Source organism: Kribbella flavida DSM 17836 (genome assembly GCF_000024345.1).
Taxonomy (GTDB): Bacteria; Actinomycetota; Actinomycetes; order Propionibacteriales; family Kribbellaceae; genus Kribbella; species Kribbella flavida.
In genome coordinates, this window is the sequence record NC_013729.1 from 1,702,265 (window position 1) to 1,720,954 (window position 18,690).

Annotated in this window: 18 protein-coding genes; 13 read left to right on the top strand and 5 right to left on the bottom strand. The window is 70.0% G+C overall.

Going from position 1 to position 18,690, the window contains the following annotated elements; all coding sequences use genetic code 11:
* The first annotated feature begins 13 nt into the window (after nt 1-13).
* The 7 genes from KFLA_RS07955 to KFLA_RS36535 all read left to right on the top strand — a co-directional run bounded on the left by KFLA_RS07955 (nt 14) and on the right by KFLA_RS36535 (nt 6,359).
* On the top strand, nt 14-1,045 hold the full coding sequence (locus KFLA_RS07955) for an ABC transporter permease (RefSeq protein WP_012919264.1): 1,032 nt from the start codon (nt 14-16) through the stop codon (nt 1,043-1,045).
* Nucleotides 1,042-1,920: an ABC transporter permease gene (locus KFLA_RS07960; RefSeq protein WP_012919265.1), complete on the top strand. Its 879-nt coding sequence runs from the start codon at nt 1,042-1,044 to the stop codon at nt 1,918-1,920. Before KFLA_RS07955 ends, KFLA_RS07960 begins: the two co-directional genes overlap by 4 nt.
* The gene (locus tag KFLA_RS07965; protein ID WP_012919266.1) at nt 1,917-2,870 is read left to right on the top strand and encodes an ABC transporter ATP-binding protein; all 954 of its coding nucleotides are present in this window, start codon (nt 1,917-1,919) and stop codon (nt 2,868-2,870) included. Before KFLA_RS07960 ends, KFLA_RS07965 begins: the two co-directional genes overlap by 4 nt.
* Entirely contained in the window at nt 2,871-3,794 is a 924-nt protein-coding gene (locus tag KFLA_RS07970) for an ABC transporter ATP-binding protein (RefSeq protein WP_012919267.1), read from the top strand.
* Nucleotides 3,791-4,327, top strand: a complete 537-nt coding sequence (locus KFLA_RS07975) for an MOSC domain-containing protein (RefSeq protein ID WP_012919268.1) — start codon at nt 3,791-3,793, stop codon at nt 4,325-4,327. Before KFLA_RS07970 ends, KFLA_RS07975 begins: the two co-directional genes overlap by 4 nt.
* Before the next feature lie 105 nt (nt 4,328-4,432).
* Nucleotides 4,433-5,713, top strand: coding sequence for an AAA family ATPase (locus tag KFLA_RS07980; RefSeq protein ID WP_012919269.1), 1,281 nt, complete (start codon nt 4,433-4,435; stop codon nt 5,711-5,713).
* A 4-nt stretch (nt 5,714-5,717) separates the two neighbouring features.
* Nucleotides 5,718-6,359 carry an RloB family protein gene (locus KFLA_RS36535; protein ID WP_083792818.1) on the top strand — a complete coding sequence of 214 codons (642 nt, stop codon included), beginning with the start codon at nt 5,718-5,720 and terminating at the stop codon, nt 6,357-6,359.
* Here KFLA_RS36535 and KFLA_RS07985 read toward each other — a convergent pair.
* From KFLA_RS07985 to KFLA_RS08005, 5 genes are read right to left on the bottom strand one after another with little or no spacing between them, the layout of a single operon-like run.
* Nucleotides 6,356-7,648 (bottom strand): DUF58 domain-containing protein, encoded by a 1,293-nt coding sequence (locus KFLA_RS07985; RefSeq protein WP_012919270.1) that lies wholly within the window; start codon nt 7,646-7,648, stop codon nt 6,356-6,358. The genes KFLA_RS36535 and KFLA_RS07985 overlap by 4 nt on opposite strands.
* Nucleotides 7,648-8,625, bottom strand: coding sequence for an AAA family ATPase (locus KFLA_RS07990; RefSeq protein WP_012919271.1), 978 nt, complete (start codon nt 8,623-8,625; stop codon nt 7,648-7,650). The genes KFLA_RS07985 and KFLA_RS07990 overlap by 1 nt, the downstream gene beginning before the upstream one ends.
* Nucleotides 8,622-9,773, bottom strand: coding sequence for a DUF4350 domain-containing protein (locus tag KFLA_RS07995; RefSeq protein ID WP_012919272.1), 1,152 nt, complete (start codon nt 9,771-9,773; stop codon nt 8,622-8,624). Before KFLA_RS07995 ends, KFLA_RS07990 begins: the two co-directional genes overlap by 4 nt.
* Nucleotides 9,770-10,420 (bottom strand): DUF4129 domain-containing protein, encoded by a 651-nt coding sequence (locus KFLA_RS08000; protein ID WP_012919273.1) that lies wholly within the window; start codon nt 10,418-10,420, stop codon nt 9,770-9,772. The genes KFLA_RS07995 and KFLA_RS08000 overlap by 4 nt, the downstream gene beginning before the upstream one ends.
* A complete protein-coding gene (locus KFLA_RS08005; protein ID WP_012919274.1) occupies nt 10,405-11,547 on the bottom strand; it encodes a hypothetical protein in 1,143 nt (380 codons plus the stop codon). Before KFLA_RS08005 ends, KFLA_RS08000 begins: the two co-directional genes overlap by 16 nt.
* A gap of 244 nt (nt 11,548-11,791) precedes the next feature.
* Between KFLA_RS08005 and mtrA the strand changes: the two genes are divergently transcribed.
* From mtrA to KFLA_RS08035, 6 genes are all read left to right on the top strand, one after another.
* A complete protein-coding gene (mtrA, locus tag KFLA_RS08010; RefSeq protein WP_012919275.1) occupies nt 11,792-12,469 on the top strand; it encodes an MtrAB system response regulator MtrA in 678 nt (225 codons plus the stop codon).
* 92 nt (nt 12,470-12,561) lie between these two features.
* The gene (mtrB, locus tag KFLA_RS08015) at nt 12,562-14,199 is read left to right on the top strand and encodes an MtrAB system histidine kinase MtrB (RefSeq protein WP_012919276.1); all 1,638 of its coding nucleotides are present in this window, start codon (nt 12,562-12,564) and stop codon (nt 14,197-14,199) included.
* Nucleotides 14,196-15,971 carry an LpqB family beta-propeller domain-containing protein gene (locus KFLA_RS08020; RefSeq protein ID WP_012919277.1) on the top strand — a complete coding sequence of 592 codons (1,776 nt, stop codon included), beginning with the start codon at nt 14,196-14,198 and terminating at the stop codon, nt 15,969-15,971. The genes mtrB and KFLA_RS08020 overlap by 4 nt, the downstream gene beginning before the upstream one ends.
* A gap of 192 nt (nt 15,972-16,163) precedes the next feature.
* Entirely contained in the window at nt 16,164-16,721 is a 558-nt protein-coding gene (locus KFLA_RS08025; protein ID WP_012919278.1) for an NUDIX hydrolase, read from the top strand.
* 192 nt (nt 16,722-16,913) lie between these two features.
* Entirely contained in the window at nt 16,914-17,387 is a 474-nt protein-coding gene (locus tag KFLA_RS08030; RefSeq protein WP_012919279.1) for a carboxymuconolactone decarboxylase family protein, read from the top strand.
* 90 nt (nt 17,388-17,477) lie between these two features.
* Nucleotides 17,478-18,686, top strand: a complete 1,209-nt coding sequence (locus tag KFLA_RS08035) for an MFS transporter (RefSeq protein ID WP_012919280.1) — start codon at nt 17,478-17,480, stop codon at nt 18,684-18,686.
* The last annotated feature ends 4 nt before the right edge of the window (nt 18,687-18,690 follow it).

Here is an 18,690-nt window from a genome sequence, read left to right on the forward strand (position 1 = left end):
TGGAGCGCGACCGATGACGGTCGCGCAACCGGCGGCGCAGGCGATCGACGAGCGGCCGGCCCGGCACGGGATGCTGCGCTACGCCCTCGGCAAGGCCGGGGGAGCGCTGCTCAGCATCGCGATGGTGATCGTCGCGACGTTCTTCCTGTTCCGGCTGCTGCCGGGGGACCCGGTCCGCGCGCTGGCGCAGGGCCGGAACATGACCCCGGAGCAGCTGGACCTGGAGCGGCACCGGCTGGGCCTGGACAAGTCGTTGCCGGAGCAGTTCCTGCAGTTCGTCGGGCAGACGCTGCGATTCGACCTCGGTACGTCGTACGAGTACAAGCGGCCGGTGCTGGACCTGATCGGCGAACGCATCGGCTCGACCCTGCTGCTCACCGGCACCGCGCTGGTGATGGCGGTCAGCCTCGGCATCTGGCAGGGCGCCCGGGCCGGCTGGAAGCCCGGCAGCAGGTTCGACAAGTTCTCGACCGCGATCTCGCTGGTGCTGTGGTCGGTGCCGACCTTCTGGCTCGGCCTGCTGCTGCTGATGGTGTTCGCGGCCGGGGTCGGCCCGATTCCGGGCATCTTCCCGACCCGCGGGATCGAGAGCGTCGACGCGCCGGACGGGTTCGGGTACGTGCTGGACATCGCCAAGCACATGGTGCTGCCGTGCCTGACGATGGTGGCGGTCGTTTACGCGCAGTACCTGCTGGTGATGCGGTCCTCGGTGCTCGACGAGGTCGGGCAGGACTACGTGACCACGGCCCGGGCCAAGGGCCTGCGCGACGACGACGTCCGCCGCAAGCACGCCGTACCGAACGCGCTGCTGCCGACCGTGACGCTGGTGTTCATGCGGATCGGGTTCGTCGTCGGCGGCGCGGTGACGGTCGAGGCGATCTTCAGCTGGCCGGGGCTGGGACAGCTGTTCTACGAGGCGATCCGGGTGCCGGACTTCACTCTCATGCAGGGCACGTTCCTGCTGATCACGGTGTCGGTGATCCTGATGAACACGCTGGCCGACGTGGTGTACCACCTGCTCGACCCGAGGGTGAGGTCCGCATGAGCGTCACCTGGACACGACGCAAGCGCAGCCTGCGACGGTTCTGGGCGCAGTTCCGGACCCAGCGCGCGGGCGTGACCGGGCTGGCGATTCTCGTTGTCGCCGTGCTGCTGGCGATCGTCGCGCCGCTGTTCATCGACGAGGGCGTGACGAACGTCGTGCGCGGCACGGGTGAGAAGCTCGCACCACCGAGCTGGGACGCGCCGCTGGGGACCGACGAGTCGGGCCGGTCGGTGCTGCTGATGATCTGGTGGGGATCCCGGACGTCGCTGCTGATCGGGTTCCTCGCGGCCTTGCTGAGCATGGTGATCGGCACCGTGCTCGGCATCGTGGCCGGCCACTTCCGCGGCTGGATCGGAGCGGTCGTGCTGCGGATCACCGACTGGTTCCTGGTTCTGCCGTCGCTGGTCACAGCCTTGGTGCTCGCCGCGATCCTGGGCGGCAGCACGGCGACCATCATCGTCGCGATCGGCGTCACCTCGTGGCCGTCGACGGCGCGGCTGATCCGGGCCCAGACGCTGGCGGTCGAGGCCCGGCCGTACATCGAACGGTCCACCGCGCTCGGCGGCGGGCACTGGCACATCACCACCCGGCACGTGCTGCCGAACGTCGCACCGTTGCTGCTGGCAAGTACGACGCTGGAGGTGGCCAGCGCGATCGTGACCGAGTCCACGCTGGCCTTTCTCGGCGTCAGCGCGAACAAGACGTCCTGGGGCACGATGCTGCGCGGCTCGTACGACTGGGGCGCGGCGACGTCCGGTGCCTGGTGGTACATCCTGGTGCCCGGGTTGTGCATCGTGATCGTCGTGATGGCGTTCACGCTCTGCGGCCGGGCGCTGGAGACCGTGCTGAACCCGAGACTGCGAGGAGCCCGATGAGTCTGCTCGAGGTCGACGACCTGTCCGTCACCTACCGGATCGCCGACGGGGAAGTGCCCGCCGTCCGAGGTGTCTCGCTCACGCTGGACGCCGGTGAGGCGCTCGGCATCGTCGGAGAGTCGGGGTCCGGCAAGTCGTCGCTGGCGCTGGCGCTGCTGCGGCTGCTGCCCCGCGACGCGCGGACCAGCGGGCGGATCCTGCTCGACGGCGACGACGTACTGACGATGACCTGGGGACGGTTGCGGGCGGTGCGCTGGGCCGAGGCGTCGATCGTCTTCCAGGGCGCACAGCACGGACTGAACCCGGTCCAGCGGATCGGTGACCAGATCGCCGAGCCGTTGCTGGTGCACAAGCTCGCCGGTCCGGAGAAGGCCCGTCGCCGGGTGGCGGAGCTGCTCGAACAGGTCGGGCTGCCGGCCTGGCGGTCGAGGAGCTATCCGCACGAGCTCAGTGGTGGCCAGCGGCAACGGGTGATGATCGCGATGGCGCTGGCCTGCGAGCCGCGGCTGATCATCGCCGACGAGCCGACCACCGCGCTCGACGTGATGGTCCAGGCGCAGGTGCTGACGCTGATCCGCGAACTGGTCGCGGCCGAGGACATCGCGTTGCTGATGATCTCGCACGACCTGTCCGTGCTGGCCGACCTGTGCGACCGGCTGGCGGTGATGTACGCCGGCCGGGTGGTCGAGACCGGTCCGTCCGGTGGTGCGTTCGCGCACCCGTACAGCCGGGCGTTGTCGGCGGCCTTCCCGACGATCGGCGACCCCGCCTCACGGCTGGCGCCGAAGGGGCTCGGTGGGGATCCGCCCGATCCGGCGCAGCTGCCGTCGGGCTGCGTGTTCCACCCGCGGTGCCCGGTCGCGCTGGAGACCTGCTCGACCGTGCAGATCGACCTGCGCCCGGCCGGCGACCGGCGTACGGCGGCGTGTGTTCTGGTGGGGGAGGACTGAGTGCTACAGGCAACTGACTTGTCGGTCGAGTTCGCGTCGCGCGGACGGCGGGCCCGGGCCGTCGACGGGGTGAACCTGACCGTCGGAGCGGGCGAGATCGTGGCGCTGGTCGGCGAGTCCGGCTGCGGCAAGACGACGCTGGCCCGGACCCTGCTCGGACTGGAACGCCCGGCCGGCGGCGAGGTCCGGTACGCCGGGGCGCCGCTGAGCTACCGGCCGCGGGACCTGAAGGCCTACCGGCGCAAGGTGCAACTGGTCCTGCAGGACCCGACCGGCTCCCTCAACCCCCGGCAGACCGTCTACGAAGCGGTTGCCGAAGGCCCACGGATCCACGGCCTGCCGAACGAGGAGGAGGTGGTCGCGGAGGCGTTGTCGCGGGCCGGCTTGCGTCCGCCCGAACGCTTCTTCCTGCGCTACCCACACGAGCTGTCCGGTGGGCAGCGGCAGCGGGTGGTCATCGCCGGTGCGCTCGCCCTGAAGCCCGACGTGCTGATCGCCGACGAACCGGTGGCCTCCCTTGATGCCTCCGTCCGCGGCGAGATCCTCGCCCTGCTGCTCCGGCTCCGGGACGAACTCGGCCTGTCGGCGCTGGTCGTCACCCACGACCTCGGGTTGGCCTGGAACATCGCCGACCGGGTCGCCGTGATGTACCTCGGCCGCATCGTCGAGTCCGGCCCGACCGAGCAGGTCCTGCAGGACCCGCAGCATCCGTACACGCAGGCGCTGCTCTCGGTCCTGCCGGAGTCCCAGCAGAAGATCGTGCTCACCGGTGAGCCGCCGGACCCGACCCGCATCCCGAGCGGCTGCCGCTTCCACCCGCGCTGTCAGCTGGTGATGGCCGAGTGCTCCACCACGCCGCTGGCGGTCCTGCCGGCGGTCGACGATCACCAGGCCGCTTGCCTTCTCCTTAAGCTGGGGCGGTGAGAGTCAACTCGGTCCACCTGGACACCAAGCACCGCTTCAGCAAGCCCGCGGTGCCCGAAGTACGCCTGATCGAGGGTGTCGGGGTGGAGGGCGACGCCCACTCCGGCGCCACCGTCCAGCATCTCCACCTGGTCCGCAAGGACGCGTCCGCGCCGAACCTGCGCCAGGTCCACCTGATCCAGTCCGAGCTGTTCGAGGAACTGGCCGGCGCCGGGTACGCCGTACAGCCGGGTGACCTCGGCGAGAACATCACGACCACCGGCGTCGACCTGTTCGCGCTGCCCACCGGCACCACCCTGCACCTCGGCGACACCGCGGTCCTTACCCTCACCGGCCTGCGCAACCCGTGCCGCCAGATCGACAAGTTCCGCACCGGCCTGCTCAAACAGGTCCTGCACAAGGCCCCCGGCGGCACCGTCGTCCGCCGCGTCGGCGTCATGTCCGTCGTCACCACCGGCGGCACGGTCCGCCCGGGCGACCCCTTGCGGCTCGTCATCCCCGCCGAACCGCACAAGCCGCTCGGTCTGGTGTGAGTCGCGCGTCATCATGCTAGCTGCGCACCTGCGGCCAGGTCATCATTTCTGTCATGTATCGACGAAATTGACGCTATGATGACGGTCTGCGACGTAAGGACGTGCATGCTGATCCGGGCCGAATTTGCGAACTTCCGCTCCATACTGGAGCCGGTCGAACTGTCGTTGGTGGCTGTGGACACCGAGCGCCCCACGGCTCGGGACATGCCTAACCTTGGCGCCAGTCTGCTGCATGTCGCCGCGATCTACGGTCCCAATGCGTCCGGGAAGTCGAACATCATCGCCGGCTTGACCTGGCTGCGCGATGCCGTTGGCACGTCGTTGCAGACCTGGAGCGACGGCATCCCCCTCGAGCCATTTGCCTTCGCGAATGGCCCTCAACAGTCATCGACGTTCACACTCGAGCTGGCCGTCGGCGGTGTGCGCTTCGAGTATGTGCTCGAGTTGGACCGGCAAGCGGTCGGCTATGAAGCCCTCTTCCACTATCCGGAGAAGAAGCGCAAGCGCATCCTGGAGCGCGAAGGGAACGAGCTGAAGCTCCAGCGAGGACTCGGACACCTCTCGGGGATGAGGAAGCTCCTCAGCGAGCGTTCACTCGCGTTGTCCGGGGCCTGGTTGTTCGGCGATCCATTGGTGGATGCGTTCACCCGTGAGCTGTCCAACATCCAGTCTCTCGGGTTGAGTCACCACGGTCGTCGCCCGCCGGCGAACGACAGGCACTCCACTGCCGATCTGTTCAACGAGCCCGAACCCGAGCAAGCCTCGCTGTTCACGCTCGACGACCTCGACCCGTCGAGGGCCGAAGATCGGTCACAGGCGTTGGCAATGCTGCGGTTGGCCGATCTGGGTATAGCGGACGTGATGGTAGTGGATGATCCGGAGGCAATACCGAAGGGCAACCTTACCGGCCGGCGGCGCAGAGAGCGGCTGCAACTGATGCACAACACGTCACAGGGCCCGGTCGCACTGGACTTCTCTGCGGAATCAGAAGGTACTCGAACCTGGTTCCGGCTCATCGGTCCTGTGCTCTTCGCTCTCCGTCAGGGCAGCGTCCTGTTGTTCGACGAGTTGGACGCCAGTTTGCATCCCACGCTGTCCGGGCAGCTCATCAGCTTGTTCCAGGATCCCGCGACGAATCCCCGGGACGCCCAGCTGATCTTCACTACGCACGACACCAGCCTGCTGAACCATTTGAACCGCGACGAAGTGTGGCTCACCGAGAAGTCGGACAGCGGCGCCACGCGGTTGGGCGCTTTGGCAGAGTTCGCCGGTGAGCGCGTCCGCGCGTCGGTCAATCTGGAGAAGGCCTATTTGCATGGTCGATTCGGCGCGTTGCCCGACACCGACCGCACCGAACTGTTGCGCGTGCTCGGCCTGATCGGTTGACCCGGTGACTCCCCGACGTACCACTGCCAAGGACCTCAAGCGCACAACGGCGAATCGACCGGAACGTCGCACTGTCGTCGTCTTCTGTGAAGGCGAAGCCTCGGAGCCCGACTACATCAACGCATTGAAGCGCCTTCCGGAGGTCCGAGCGAACACGGCGCTCAATGTGGTCATCGATCCCACCTGTGGAGTACCGCTGACCTTGGTGCGGGCAGCCGCCGAGAAGCTGAACGATCCAGAGATCGACGAATGCTGGTGCGTTTTCGACGTCGAGTGGCCGCAGAATCATCCGCATCTCCACCGGGCACTGAAGCTGGCCGCCGACAAGGGTATTCGGGTCGCTGTGTCCAATCCATGCTTCGAGTTGTGGCTGGTTCTGCACCATCGCGACCAGGCCGCCTTTCTCGACAACAAGAGTGCTGAGGCCCTGAGTCGCCAACTGGACGGTCGATCCGGCAAGCGCCTCGACGGAGCGCGATACATGGCCCTTCGGCAGGATGCCTCGCGGCGAGCAGCGGCGCTGGTGACTCGTCATCGACGGAACGGTACTCAGTTTCCGAACGACAACCCGTCTTCCTCGATGCATGAATTCCTGGCGGCGGTTGAGCGCCCACCTTCTCCTACCGATGCAGCAGACCCTCGCTAGAGCCGGCCGGCCTTCTTCAGGGCGAGGTAGGTGTCGGCGAGGGCGGGGGCGATGTGCTCGGGGTTCTCGTCGACGACGGTGACGCCGGCGCGGGTGAGAACGGCGGTGACGCGTTCGCGGTCGAGGCGGGAGCGGGCGGCGGAGGCGGCGGCGTAGACCTCGATCAGGTCGGCGCGGCTGGACTCCAGCTCGTCCAGGCGGGGATCGGCGACCGAGGCGAGCACGACGACGTGGCGGCGCAGCAGCGGGCCGATGACCGGCAGCAGGGACTCCTCGATGACGGCCGGTTCCAGGCCGGTGAGCAGGACGACCAGCGAGCGCTGGCCGAGGCGTTCCAGGACCTGGGACACGACGACGCGGAAGTCGGTCTGGACCAGCTCGGCGTCGACCGTCGCCAGGGCGTTCACGAACGAGGGCAGCACGTCCTCCGGCGCGGGCCGGCGTACGTCGGCGCGGACGGCGGAGTCGCAGGCGAGCAAGGAGACGCGGTCTCCGGCGCGGGTGGCGAGGGCGGCGAGCAGCAGGGCGGCGTCCATCGCGTGGTCGAGGCGTGGGGCGTCGCCGACGCGGCCGGCGGACATCCTGCCGGAGTCGATCACGATGGCGACCTGCCGGTCCCGCTCCGGACGCCAGGTCCGCAGGACGACGTTGCCGCGGCGGGCGGTGGCGCGCCAGTCGATGCTGCGCACGTCGTCACCCGGCACGTAGTCCCGCAACGAGTCGAACTCGGTGCCCTGACCCCGGACGAGCAGCGCGGTCCGCCCGTCGAGCTCGCGCAACCGGGCGAGCCGGGAGGGCAAGTGCTTCCTGCTGTTGAACGGCGGCAGGGCTCGCACGGTCCACGGCACGTGGTGCGACCCCTGCCGCCCAGCGAAGCCCAGCGGACCGATCGACCGGACAGTCACCCGGTACGCCTTGCGGTCACCGCGCCTCGTCGGCACCAAGTGCGTCATCAGCCGACGCCGCTCCCCAGCAGGCAGGTCCAGCTTGTGCGGCGGGTCCTGTACGCCGGCCGACGGCGGCCACGCATCCCGCAGCAGGCCCTTGACCCGCCGACCGGGGTTGGCGATCAGCAGCGAGACCACGGCCTGCTGCCCGAGCCGGACGGCGGTGTCCCCGTCCCGGCTGAGCTGCAGCCGCCGGGGAGAGCCCGCCAGCAGGATGTCGACCACGCACACCAGCAGCACGACGCCGACGACCACGCCGATGCCGGACCAGCTCGGCATCAGCAGCGCGACGAAGACGACTCCCAAGCCGGCCAGGACGCCGGCCCGGCCCGTGACGACCATCAGCGCGGTACCGGCACCGTGGCGAGCACGCTCTCCAGCACGGCGTCCGCGGTGACCCCTTCCAGCTCGGCCTCCGGGCGGATCTGCACCCGGTGCCGCAGGCAGGGACGTGCCATCGCCTTCACGTCGTCCGGGATGACGTAGTCGCGGCCGGAGAGCCAGGCCCAGGCCCGGGCGACCGCCAGCAGCGCGGTGGCGCCCCGCGGGGACACCCCGAGCTGCAGTGACGGCGACTGCCTGGTCGCCCGGCACAGGTCCACCACGTACGCCAGGATGTCCTCGCGCACGGCGACCCGGCGTACGGCGGCCTGTCCGGCCAGCAGGTCCTCGGGACCGGCGACCGGGCGCAGTCCGGCGGCGGTCAGGTCGCGGGGGTCGAAGCCCTGCGCGTGCCGGGCCAGGACGGCGATCTCGGCGTCGCGCGGCGGCATGTCCAGCGTGACCTTGAGCAGGAACCGGTCCAGCTGGGCCTCCGGCAACGGGTAGGTGCCCTCGTACTCGATCGGGTTCTGGGTGGCCGCGACCACGAACGGCGACGGCAGCTTGCGCGGCTCGCCGTCGACGGTGACCTGCCGCTCCTCCATCGCCTCCAGCAGCGCGGCCTGGGTCTTCGGCGGCGTCCGGTTGATCTCGTCGGCGAGCAGGATGTTGGTGAACACCGGCCCGGGCCGGAACTCGAACTCGCTGGTCTTCGCGTCGTACACGAGCGAGCCGGTGACGTCACCCGGCATCAGGTCCGGGGTGAACTGGACCCGCTTGGTGTCCAGCCGCATCGCCATCGACAGCGCCCGCACCATCAGCGTCTTCGCCGTGCCCGGGACCCCTTCGAGCAGCACGTGACCGCGGCAGAGCAGCGCGAGCACCAGCGCGGTCACCGCGGTGTCCTGGCCGACCACGGCCTTGCCGATCTCGGTCCGCAGCTCGACCAGCGCTTGCCGGGCCCGCTCCGGGGTCACCTCAGCGGTCGTGGTTGTCACGGGTGTTCTACCTCCTGGGTAAGAACTTGCAGAGCGTCGGACAGGGACAGCAGCGCGGCGTCGTCGACCGGTGGACCGCCGTAGAGCAGTTCGTACAGCATGGCCGGGTCCAGACCGGTCCGGGCCGCCAGCGCGGTCACCACGGCGGTCGGCTCGGCCCGGCGCGGGATGCCGTACGCCTTGTGCAGCTTGCCCAGAGCGGACTCCCGCAGGGCGGCCGCCGCGCGGTCCCGCGCCCGTGAGCGCCGGTAGAGCCGGGCCCGGCCCTCGGTGGTCTCCGCAGCGTGCACGATCACCGGCAGGGGCTCCGGGACGACCGGACCCAGCCTGCGGCCGCGCCACAGCGCCACCATGAGCACCGCGAAGGCCAGCGCCCAGGCGACGTACCGGACCCCCGGCGGGATCAGCGGCTCGCCGCCCTCGTCGTCGGAGTCGTCGAACGTGGAGGACTCGTACTGCGGCAGGTACCAGACCAGCTCAGGGTGGGTGCCGAGCAGGTTCAGCGCCAGCGCCGCGTTGCCGTCCTGCGCGAGCTCGGCGTTGGTGAAGGACTGCACGCTGCCGATCACGTCGACGATCCGGTCGCTTCGCTCCAGCCGTACGACGGTGTGGTTGGCGCCGTCGCCGTAGCAGGCCTGCGCGGACGGCGGCGCGGAGTACGAGGTGCCTCTGACGGTCACCGTGCCGGCCTTGACGGCCGCGGGCAGATCGCAGTCCGGCGCCCGGCTTCCCTTGGGCAGCGACTCGCGGGCGTTCTCGACGCCTGGAGCGAGCGCGTCCAGGGCGTCACGGTCCGGCCGGATCAGGATGACGTGGTCCCAGCCGGCCGAGGCGATCCTGTTCCAGTCGGTGCTCCTGAGGTTGCCGGAGGGGCCGACCAGGAGAGCCCGGCCTTGCCCGCTCTCCACCGCGTCGTCCAGCTCCTCCGTACCGGTCACCTTGACGTTGTGGTTCTCCAGCAGCGTCGCCAGCGCCTTGGCGCCGCTGCCCTCGGTCGAGTCGGGGCTGAACGGGCCGGAGGTCCTGGCCGCGGTCGCGATCATCAACGCGATCACACCGAGCACGAGCGCCCCGGTGACCAGCAGTGGGACCCGCAACGCACGCCAGCCCTCGCCGAGGCTGCGCCCGGTGGCAGTGCTGGTGCTCATCCCTGGACCAGCGCCCGGGTGGAGACCCGGCGGGCCGCGTCGTCGGCGGCGACCACCGCGGCGTAGCGCTCCGGCGTTCCTGGGCGGTTGCCGTAAGCAACCTCGGTGAACACGTCAGCGGCCGGCCGGAGCGGGTCCCGCAGGGCCGGCACCGCACGGCCCGCGTCCGCGACCGCCTCGTACGCCGTCCGGCCGGCGCGCTCGTCCAGCACGGTCCGCTCGGTCAGCTCGGCGACGCAGGCGCGGAAGCGGCTCCGCACCGCGGCCGTGAAGTCCCCGCCGGCCGCCTCCTGCTCGGCCTGGGCCCGGTACTGCGCGGCGCTGCGTGGCCGTTCGCTGTCGAAGACCGCCTGGTTCGCACTGGACCCGGAGGTCCGCAGGACGCCGGCCCGCCAGAGCACCACGACGGCGATCAGGGCGATCAGGCCGAGCAGGAGCACCAGACCGGTCTTGCCGTCGGTGCTCGGACTGACCAGACCGTCGAGCAGGTCGGCAATCCACTCCAGGACCTTCTGCACCGCCTTGGAGACCAGGGAGTCACCGGCCTGACCGTACGCCGGCTTCGACAGCTCGCGGGTCGCTTCGGCGGCCGCCTCGTCCCGGGTGGTGTCCACGGGAGGCTCGAACGGGATCACCGGTCCGCCCATCCCGTCGGTCCCGGCACGGTCGGCCGGAGCGAGGGCCGCATCCACAGGTCGAGCCCTTCACGCCGAACCCGCAGGTCCAGGTAGATCAGCGCCTGCACGGCCGACATGAACGCCAGACTGGCGATCAACGTGAGCACCGTGGCGACCCCGGCCGCGACCGCAACCGCGATGCCGACGATCAGCGCGGCCTCGCCGTCACTGCCGTCGGCCCAGCTGCCGATGGTCACGACCAGCGTGGTGATGCCGAACTGCAGCGCGTAGCTGACGATGTTCACCACCACACCGCCGAACAGCAGGATGCCGAAGACCCGCCAGAACTTACCCTTGACCAGCTGCCAGGAGCGCTTCAGCGCACCCCAGGCGCCGACCCGGGCAGGGATGTAGAGGCCGACGTCCGGTGCGTGCTTGCCCTCTAGCAGCACCACTGTGCCGGCCAGGACCAGGCGGATGCCGAAGATGACCACGAGCAGGCCGCCGAGCAGCATCAGCAGGAGGGCGACAGCCCCGGCGACGTCGGAGTTGATCGCCGCGTCCGCTCCGGCGCCGGCCCCGAAGACCGCCAGACCCCAGCCGGCCAGCAGGACGACGAACGACAGGGACTGCAGCAGCCCGACGGCGGCCAGCGGCAGCAGTGCGGGGCGGACGAGGCGAAGCAGCTCACGTGGCCCCAGCCGGCGACCCAGCTGGCTGCGGACCGCCGCCAGCGCGATGATGCCGGCCAGGGTGCTCGACACCACGGCGAAGAGGACCAGCTGGACGGCGTACATGAGGATCAGGGCGGCGCCGGCCTGCTCGAACGGGTCGCTCTGGTCCAGGAAGCCGCTGATGCCGCCGGGCACGGTGAGCTGGGTCAGACCCGCCTGGACGGCGGCCAGCGCGATGCCGGCCAGGACCGGCAGGCCCAGCATGATCGCCTTGTTCTCGGAGATCGTCCGGGCCGCGTTGTCCAGCAGGTCCGCGGGCAGCCAGGGCCGCAGCGCGTCACCGCCGTCCTCCCGGACGCCCAGGCCGTCACCCGCACCGCCACCGCCTGGGACTGCGCCGAACCCCGGGCCGGGTGCTGCGCCGGACCCTGGGGCCGGTTGGGAAGGCCCGTGGACCGGCTGTCCGCCAAAGCCGTCCTGCACGTCGCGCCTCCCCTCGCTCCCGCCTCGCCGGGGTTGTCCCCGGCCACGACTTGCACCATGATCACCCCCCGGGCGGTCAACCCACCGTCATTCGCAGCGGTTCGCTCGGCGATCCGGCGTGTGCACTACCTGGGGAATGGGACACTATCCGTAGTGCGCACGGCCAGCAGCCGCTGGGCGCATCACTGAGCGCACTACGATCCGGACCGGCAAGGAGCAGGGCGTGGCAGAAGGTAACCGGACGATGCGGGGCCGCATCCTCATCGTCGACGACGACACGGCGTTGTCGGAGATGCTCAGCATCGTGCTGCGCAACGAGGGCTACGACACCTATCTGTGCGCGACCGGTGACAAGGCGGTACCGGCGTTCCGCGAGTTCAAGCCCGACCTGCTGCTGCTCGACCTGATGCTGCCCGGGATGGACGGCATCGACGTCTGCCGGGCGATCCGGGCCGAGTCCGGCGTACCGATCGTGATGCTGACCGCGAAGAGCGACACCGTGGACGTCGTGCTCGGGCTGGAGTCCGGTGCCGACGACTACGTGGTCAAGCCGTTCAAGCCCAAGGAGCTGGTGGCCCGGATCCGCGCCCGGCTGCGGCGGATGGACGAGCCCGGCCCGGAGTCGCTGACCATCGGCGACCTGACCATCGACGTGGCCGGACACTCGGTGAAGCGCAGCGGCGAGACCATCCAGCTCACCCCGCTGGAGTTCGACCTGCTGGTCTGCCTGGCCTCCAAGCCGTGGCAGGTGTTCACCCGTGAGGTGCTGCTCGAGCAGGTCTGGGGCTACCGGCACGCCGCCGACACCCGGCTGGTCAACGTGCACGTCCAGCGGCTGCGGTCCAAGATCGAGAAGGACCCCGAGCACCCGGAGATCGTGGTGACGGTCCGCGGCGTCGGTTACAAGGCGGGTGCGGACTGATCGAGTACGGCCGCGACGAGTCGTCGCAGGCGGAGAAGCCGGACACCGCACCGGAACCCCGCGGGACCGAGATCGAGCTCACTGCCGCAGGGGTGGACTGGCACGCCCAGCCGCAGCCGTTCTGGCGCACCCACCCGGCCCACTGGCCGGACATCTGGCGCCGCTCGATCCAGGCCCGGATCGTCACCGGCACCCTGCTGATGTCGACCGTGGTGCTGATCCTGGTCGGCTGGGTGATGATGAGCCAGGTCACCGACGGCGTGCTGGAGTCGCGCCGGACCAGTGCCCAGGCCGAGGCTGCCGCGCAGCTGACCGCGCTGACCAACTCGATCAACGCCGCCGACCCGGCCACCATCACGCAGAACCTGTCCCAGCTGGTCCAGAGCTCCAACCGGGCCGGCTTGTACGACGTGGTGCTGATGCCGACCGACACCTCCGGCTCCACGCTGATCCAGCAGACCGGTGGGGTGGAGAGCTCGTCGGTCCCGCACGAGCTGCAGTCCTCGGTGTCCAGTGACGAGTCCAAGCTGTTCGACACCTACACCGAGATCAACTACGACGGCCAGGCCAGTGCACCCGGCCTGGCGATCGGGTCCCAGGTCCGGGTGAACTCCACCGGCGAGCGGTACGAGGTCTACTTCCTGTTCCCGCTCACGGTCCAGCAGGAGATTCTCGACGTCGTCCAGCGCGCCCTGCTCACCGCGGGCCTGCTGCTGGTCGTCCTGCTCGGCGCCGTGGCCTGGCTGGTCACCCGGCAGGTCGTCACGCCGGTGCGGATGGCCCGGCGGATCGCCGAGCGGCTCGCGGCCGGCAAGCTCGAGGAGCGGATGCAGGTTCGCGGCACCGACGACCTGGCTCGGCTCGCGGTGTCGTTCAACAAGATGGCCAGCAACCTGCAGCAGCAGATCCGCCGGCTGGAGGAGCTGTCCCGGCTGCAACGCCGCTTCGTCTCCGACGTCTCGCACGAGCTGCGGACCCCGCTGACCACGGTCCGGATGGCCGCAGACCTGCTGCACGAGTCGCGCGACCAGTTCGACCCGATGAGCCGCCGCTCGGTCGAGCTGCTGCAGAACGAGCTCAACCGGTTCGAGGAGCTGCTCGCCGACCTGCTGGAGATCAGCCGGTTCGACGCCGGCGCGGCCGCGCTCGACCTCGAGGACGTGGACCTGCGCGACATCGTCGCCCGGGTGCTGGAGAACCACGAGACCCTGCGCGCACGGAAGGGCTGCGAGGTCGAGCTGGCGATGCCCGAGCCGTGCCGCGCCCAGGTCGACTCCCGCCGGATCGAGCGGATCCTGCGCAACCTGATCGGCAACGCGATCGAGCACAGCGAGGGCCGGCCGATCCGGATCAGCACCGCGACCGACGAGGACGCCGCCGCGGTCGCCGTCCGCGACCACGGCATCGGCTTCCGGGCCGAGGAGGCCGAGATGGTGTTCAGCCGGTTCTGGCGGGCCGACCCGGCCCGGGCCCGAACCACCGGCGGCACCGGACTCGGCCTGTCGATCGCGCTCGAGGACGCCCGGCTGCACGGCGGCCGGCTGGACGCGTGGGGCTCGCCCGGCGACGGCGCCTACTTCCGGCTCACGTTGCCGCGTCGCCCGGACGTCACCCTGTCCGGGTCGCCGCTGCCCGCCCGGCCGGCCGACGCGTCCCGGGTGGTCAGCGAGATGTCGCTGGTCGACGTCGGCGCGCCGTACCAGAAGCTGACGGGTGGTGAAGAGCTGTGAGACACCGCCGTGCCGGCCTGGTCGCCGCGGCGCTGGCCGCGCTGATGCTGGCGACCGGTTGCGCGACCGTGCCCACCAAGGGCGAGATCCGCCGCGACAGCAAGGAAGGCCCGGCCGCCGCCGGCGGCGGCATGGTCGGGGTCAAGGCGCAGTCGCCGCGCCGCAACATGAACCCGCAGGCGATCGTGAACGGGTTCGTCGAGGCGATGTCCGACTTCGGCGGCTACGAGGTGGCCCGGGAGTACCTGACGCCGGAAGCGGCCGCGCAGTGGAAGCCCGAGACCCGGATCTCGGTCTACGACCAGAGCTCGACGAAAGCGATCACGCCCGCCACCAAGAACGTCTTCCGGCTCCGCGCGCCGCTGGTCGGCACCATCGACCAGCGCGGCAGCTGGTCGTCGGCGCCCCGCACCAGCACCGTGTCGTTCGACTTCCGGGTGACCCAGGTGGACGGGCAGTACCGGGTCGCCAGCGTGCCGCCCGGGGTGTTCCTCGGCAGCAACCAGCTCGAGCTGCGGCTCGAACCGTTCGCCCTGTACTTCGCCAACCGCGAACGCAACATGCTGGTGCCCGACCCGATCTTCCTGCCCCGCGACCTGCCGGCCGGCCAGAACGCCACCCAGCTCATCCAGCAGCTGCTGAAGGGCCCGACCAGCCGGCTCGGCAACGGCGCCGGCACCGCCGCCCCGCCCGGCACCCAGGTCAACGTGTCCGTCCCGGTCGACAACGGCACCGCCACCGTCGAGCTGAGCGACGTCGCCAACGGCCTGTCCGAAGGCGACCGCGAACTGCTCGCCGCGCAGATCATGTGGACGCTGCGCCCGATCAGCACCCGGGTGAAGATCACCGTCGGCGGCACCAAGCTGCTCGGCGACACCAGCCCCGACACCCTGCAGTTCTCGAACTTCGCCAACTTCGACCCCGCCGTCCCGGTCCCGCAGATGAAGGACCTGTACGGCGTCAGCAAGGGCAAGGTCCAGCGCATCCCGCTCGACGGCTCCGGCCCGATCGGCCCCAGCCCGCTCGACGACAGCGCGCTCTCGCTGTACACGGCCGAGTCGTTCGCGGTGAACCTGCGCGGCTCCGACGGCGCCATCGTCACCACCGTCGACGGCAAACCCTCGGTCGCCGTCGCGCCGCTGGAAACCCTGGACGAGGACGACAAGGTCGATCCCGTGCGCACCGAGGGCGAGGTGCTGCGGCCCAGCTTCGACAACCAGGACAACCTCTGGATCGTCGACCGGGCCAGGAGCAGCGCGCCCCGGCTCCGGGTCCGCGCCAAGGACGGCAAGGTCTCCGACGTCCGGGTCAACTTCCTCGGCAACACCCCGCTGAGCCTGCGGATGGCGCCGGACGGCGTACGCGCGCTGATGGTGATGCGCGACAAGGCCGGCAAGAACTTCGTCCAGACCGGCACCGTCAACAGCAACGACGCCAAGCAGCTCCAGCTCGGCCAGTTCCGCAAACTGGAGCTCTCGCTGACCGACATCACCGACGCCACCTGGAGTCAGCTCGGCGTGCTCGTCGCCGGCAAGCCCCGCCCCGATGCCGCTCGTGAACTCTGGTTCGTCAACACCGACGGGTCGCAGCCCCGTCTCGTCCCGGGCGTCGCGAACAACTTCGAGGCCAAGACGCTGGCCTCCAACAGCAACCTGGACACGCTGCCGGCCGTGAAGGACACGGACGGGCGCATGCACTGGCAGCAGAAGGACCTGAGCTGGCAGACGCTGGAGGATCCGCCGGTGGTGGTGGATCCGGTGTATCCGGGCTGAACCCGTCCCCCCGCTGCAGCGGCGACTTTGGGCACGGCTCAGCCAGCGACCCGGCGTACGGACGGCTGGACCGTGCTCAAGGTCGCGGAAAACGCCGCTGAACGCAGGCCGCGACCCACCGGCAGCCTCTGCGCCACCCAGCTGGCAACCACGCCGACCGACCTGCAGCCCCTCGACCGGTAACCTCCGCGCATGGCGACCGACGGCGACCATGAGCTGACCAAGTGGACCATCCACAGCGAACGCACCGTGGACAACTCCCGCCGGCTGAACCTCAGCATCGCGTCGGTCGAGCTCCCCAATGGTGTGACTTTCGAGCAGTACGTGCTGAGGATGCCAAAGGCCGCGGTGGTCGCTGTGCTGGACGGTCGCGACAACGTGCTGATGATGTGGCGCCATCGGTTCGTCATCGATCGGTGGGTGTGGGAACTCCCCGGCGGGTACGTCGATCCGCGGGAGACGCCCATCGAGTCAGCTTCCCGGGAGGTCGAGGAAGAGACCGGCTGGCGCCCCCGTGATCTCAGACCGCTGGTCGCGCTGCAGCCGAACGTCGGCATGGCCGATGCCGAGAACCTGACCTTCGTGGCGCTCGGAGCCGATCACGTAGGTCCTCCCTCGGACGTCAACGAGGCCGAGCGGGTGGCGTGGATTCCCTTGGACTCGGTCAAGGACCGCATGGCGAAGGGGGAGATCGTCGGAGCGGCCTCGCAGGTGGCCCTGCTGCACATCCTGGCGTTTCCGCCGACCTAGCCGGGGAGGGGGCGGCGTACTGGGTGCCTGCGTCAGCAGACACGCTCAAGGCAAGCTAGGCCGAGAGACGATGAGCTGAGCAACGGATCGACCTCCCATCCCCGTGGTGCAGCTCACGTTCCGCCGGCGTCACAGAGCGCCGAGCACCGGTGCCTTATGTCCGACACAGCGCAACGGACAAAGGAGAACACCATGAACGCTCGTCTGGATCTGATGGGTAGCGCGACAGCCGGCAAGGTCATGCGGACGTTGGCGTCGACCCACGCCGTACTGCGGCAGTCGACGCTGCCGGTGGGGACGCAGCATCTGGTGATGCTTCGGGCGAGTCAGATCAACGGCTGCGGGTTCTGCACGGACATGCACAGCAAGGACGCGGCGCACGACGGGGACACCGCCACGCGGATCAACCTGGTGGCGGCCTGGCGGGAAGCGACGGTGTTCAGTGAGGCGGAGCGGGCTGCGCTGGAGCTGACCGAGCAGGGGACGCGGATCGCCGACGCCGCGGGGGGTGTCCCGGACGAGGTGTGGGCCAACGCGGCGAAGCACTACGACGAGGAGCAGCTCGCGACGCTGGTGTGCCTGATCGCGATGATCAACACGGCGAACCGGCTGAACGTGATGGTCGAGCAGCCCGCCGGCGACTACCAGCCGGGGCAGTTCGGGTAGTCGGCAAGTAAGCGACGGGGTAGTCGAGCAAGTACCAGGCTGTCGCGAATCTGCCAGCCGACGCGTTGTGGAGCGGCTGGACTGGGGCTCATGTCCCAGACAGCTCGACCATCAACAAGCCCCATCGAGAAGACGTCAGGACTGGGGTGGCTGGCCGTCGGTGCGGTGACGGCGGGGATCTTCACGATCGTCACCGCGGAGTTGCTGCCGGTCGGTCTGCTCGGACCGATCGGCACCGACTTCCACGTCACGCCAGGCCGTACCGGGCTGCTGATGACCGTGCCCGGCCTGGTTGCGGCGGTCGCTGCTCCGGTCGTCACGGTACTGACGGCGCGACTGGACCGCCGGGTCATGCTGTGCGTGCTCATTGCGGTCCTGGCGGTCGCCAACTTCCTGGCCGCGATGGCCACCGAGTTCTGGGTGCAGCTGGTCGCTCGGGTCCTGGTCGGACTGGTGATCGGTGGATTCTGGTCGATCGGTGCGGGGCTCGCCGCTCGGCTCGTGCCGCCACGGTCAGTGGTCCGGGCGACCGGCGTCATCTTCTCCGCAGTGCCCCTGGGATCGGTGGTCGGCGTACCGGCGGGGACGCTGCTCGGTGAGTCGGCGGGCTGGCGTACGGCGTTCGCGGTGCTGGGTCTGGTCACAGTGGGCGTGCTCGGGATGCTGTTCCTGGTGGTCCCGCCGCTGCCCGCCGAACTCCCCACCCGCCTGCGCCTGCTGGTGGAAGTGCTCAAACTGCGCCGGACTCGCCTGGGCCTGGCCGCGACCTCGCTGATCGTCATCGCCCACTTCGGCACCTACACCTACGTCACCACGTTCCTGCGCGAGGTGACGGGCATCCCCGCGGCGTACGGCGGCCCGCTGCTGCTGGTGTACGGCGTGGCCGGGTTCGCGGGCAACGTTCTGGCCGGCCTGGGCATCGCCCGGAACCTCCGGGGCACGTTCGTCACCGCGGCGAGTCTGCTGGCCGTCGCGACCGCGCTCCTTCCACTCGTCGGCCGGGCAGCCGTTCCGGCGGTGGCTCTGCTGGTCGTCTGGGGACTGGCGTACGGGGCGATTCCGGCGTGCTCGATGAGCTGGTTCGCCGAGGCGGCACCGCAGTCGCGGGAAGCCACCACGGTGCTGTTCACCTCGTCCTTCCAGGCGACGCTGTCGGCCGGTGCGTTGCTGGGCGGTCTGGTCGTGGACCACCTGTCCGTGTCCGCGGTGATGGTGTGCGGAAGCGTGCTGGCAGCAACCACCGTGCTGCCACTCACCCGCAGGACCGGGGCGGCGCGGCTGCAAGAGGACCGACCCTGACCGG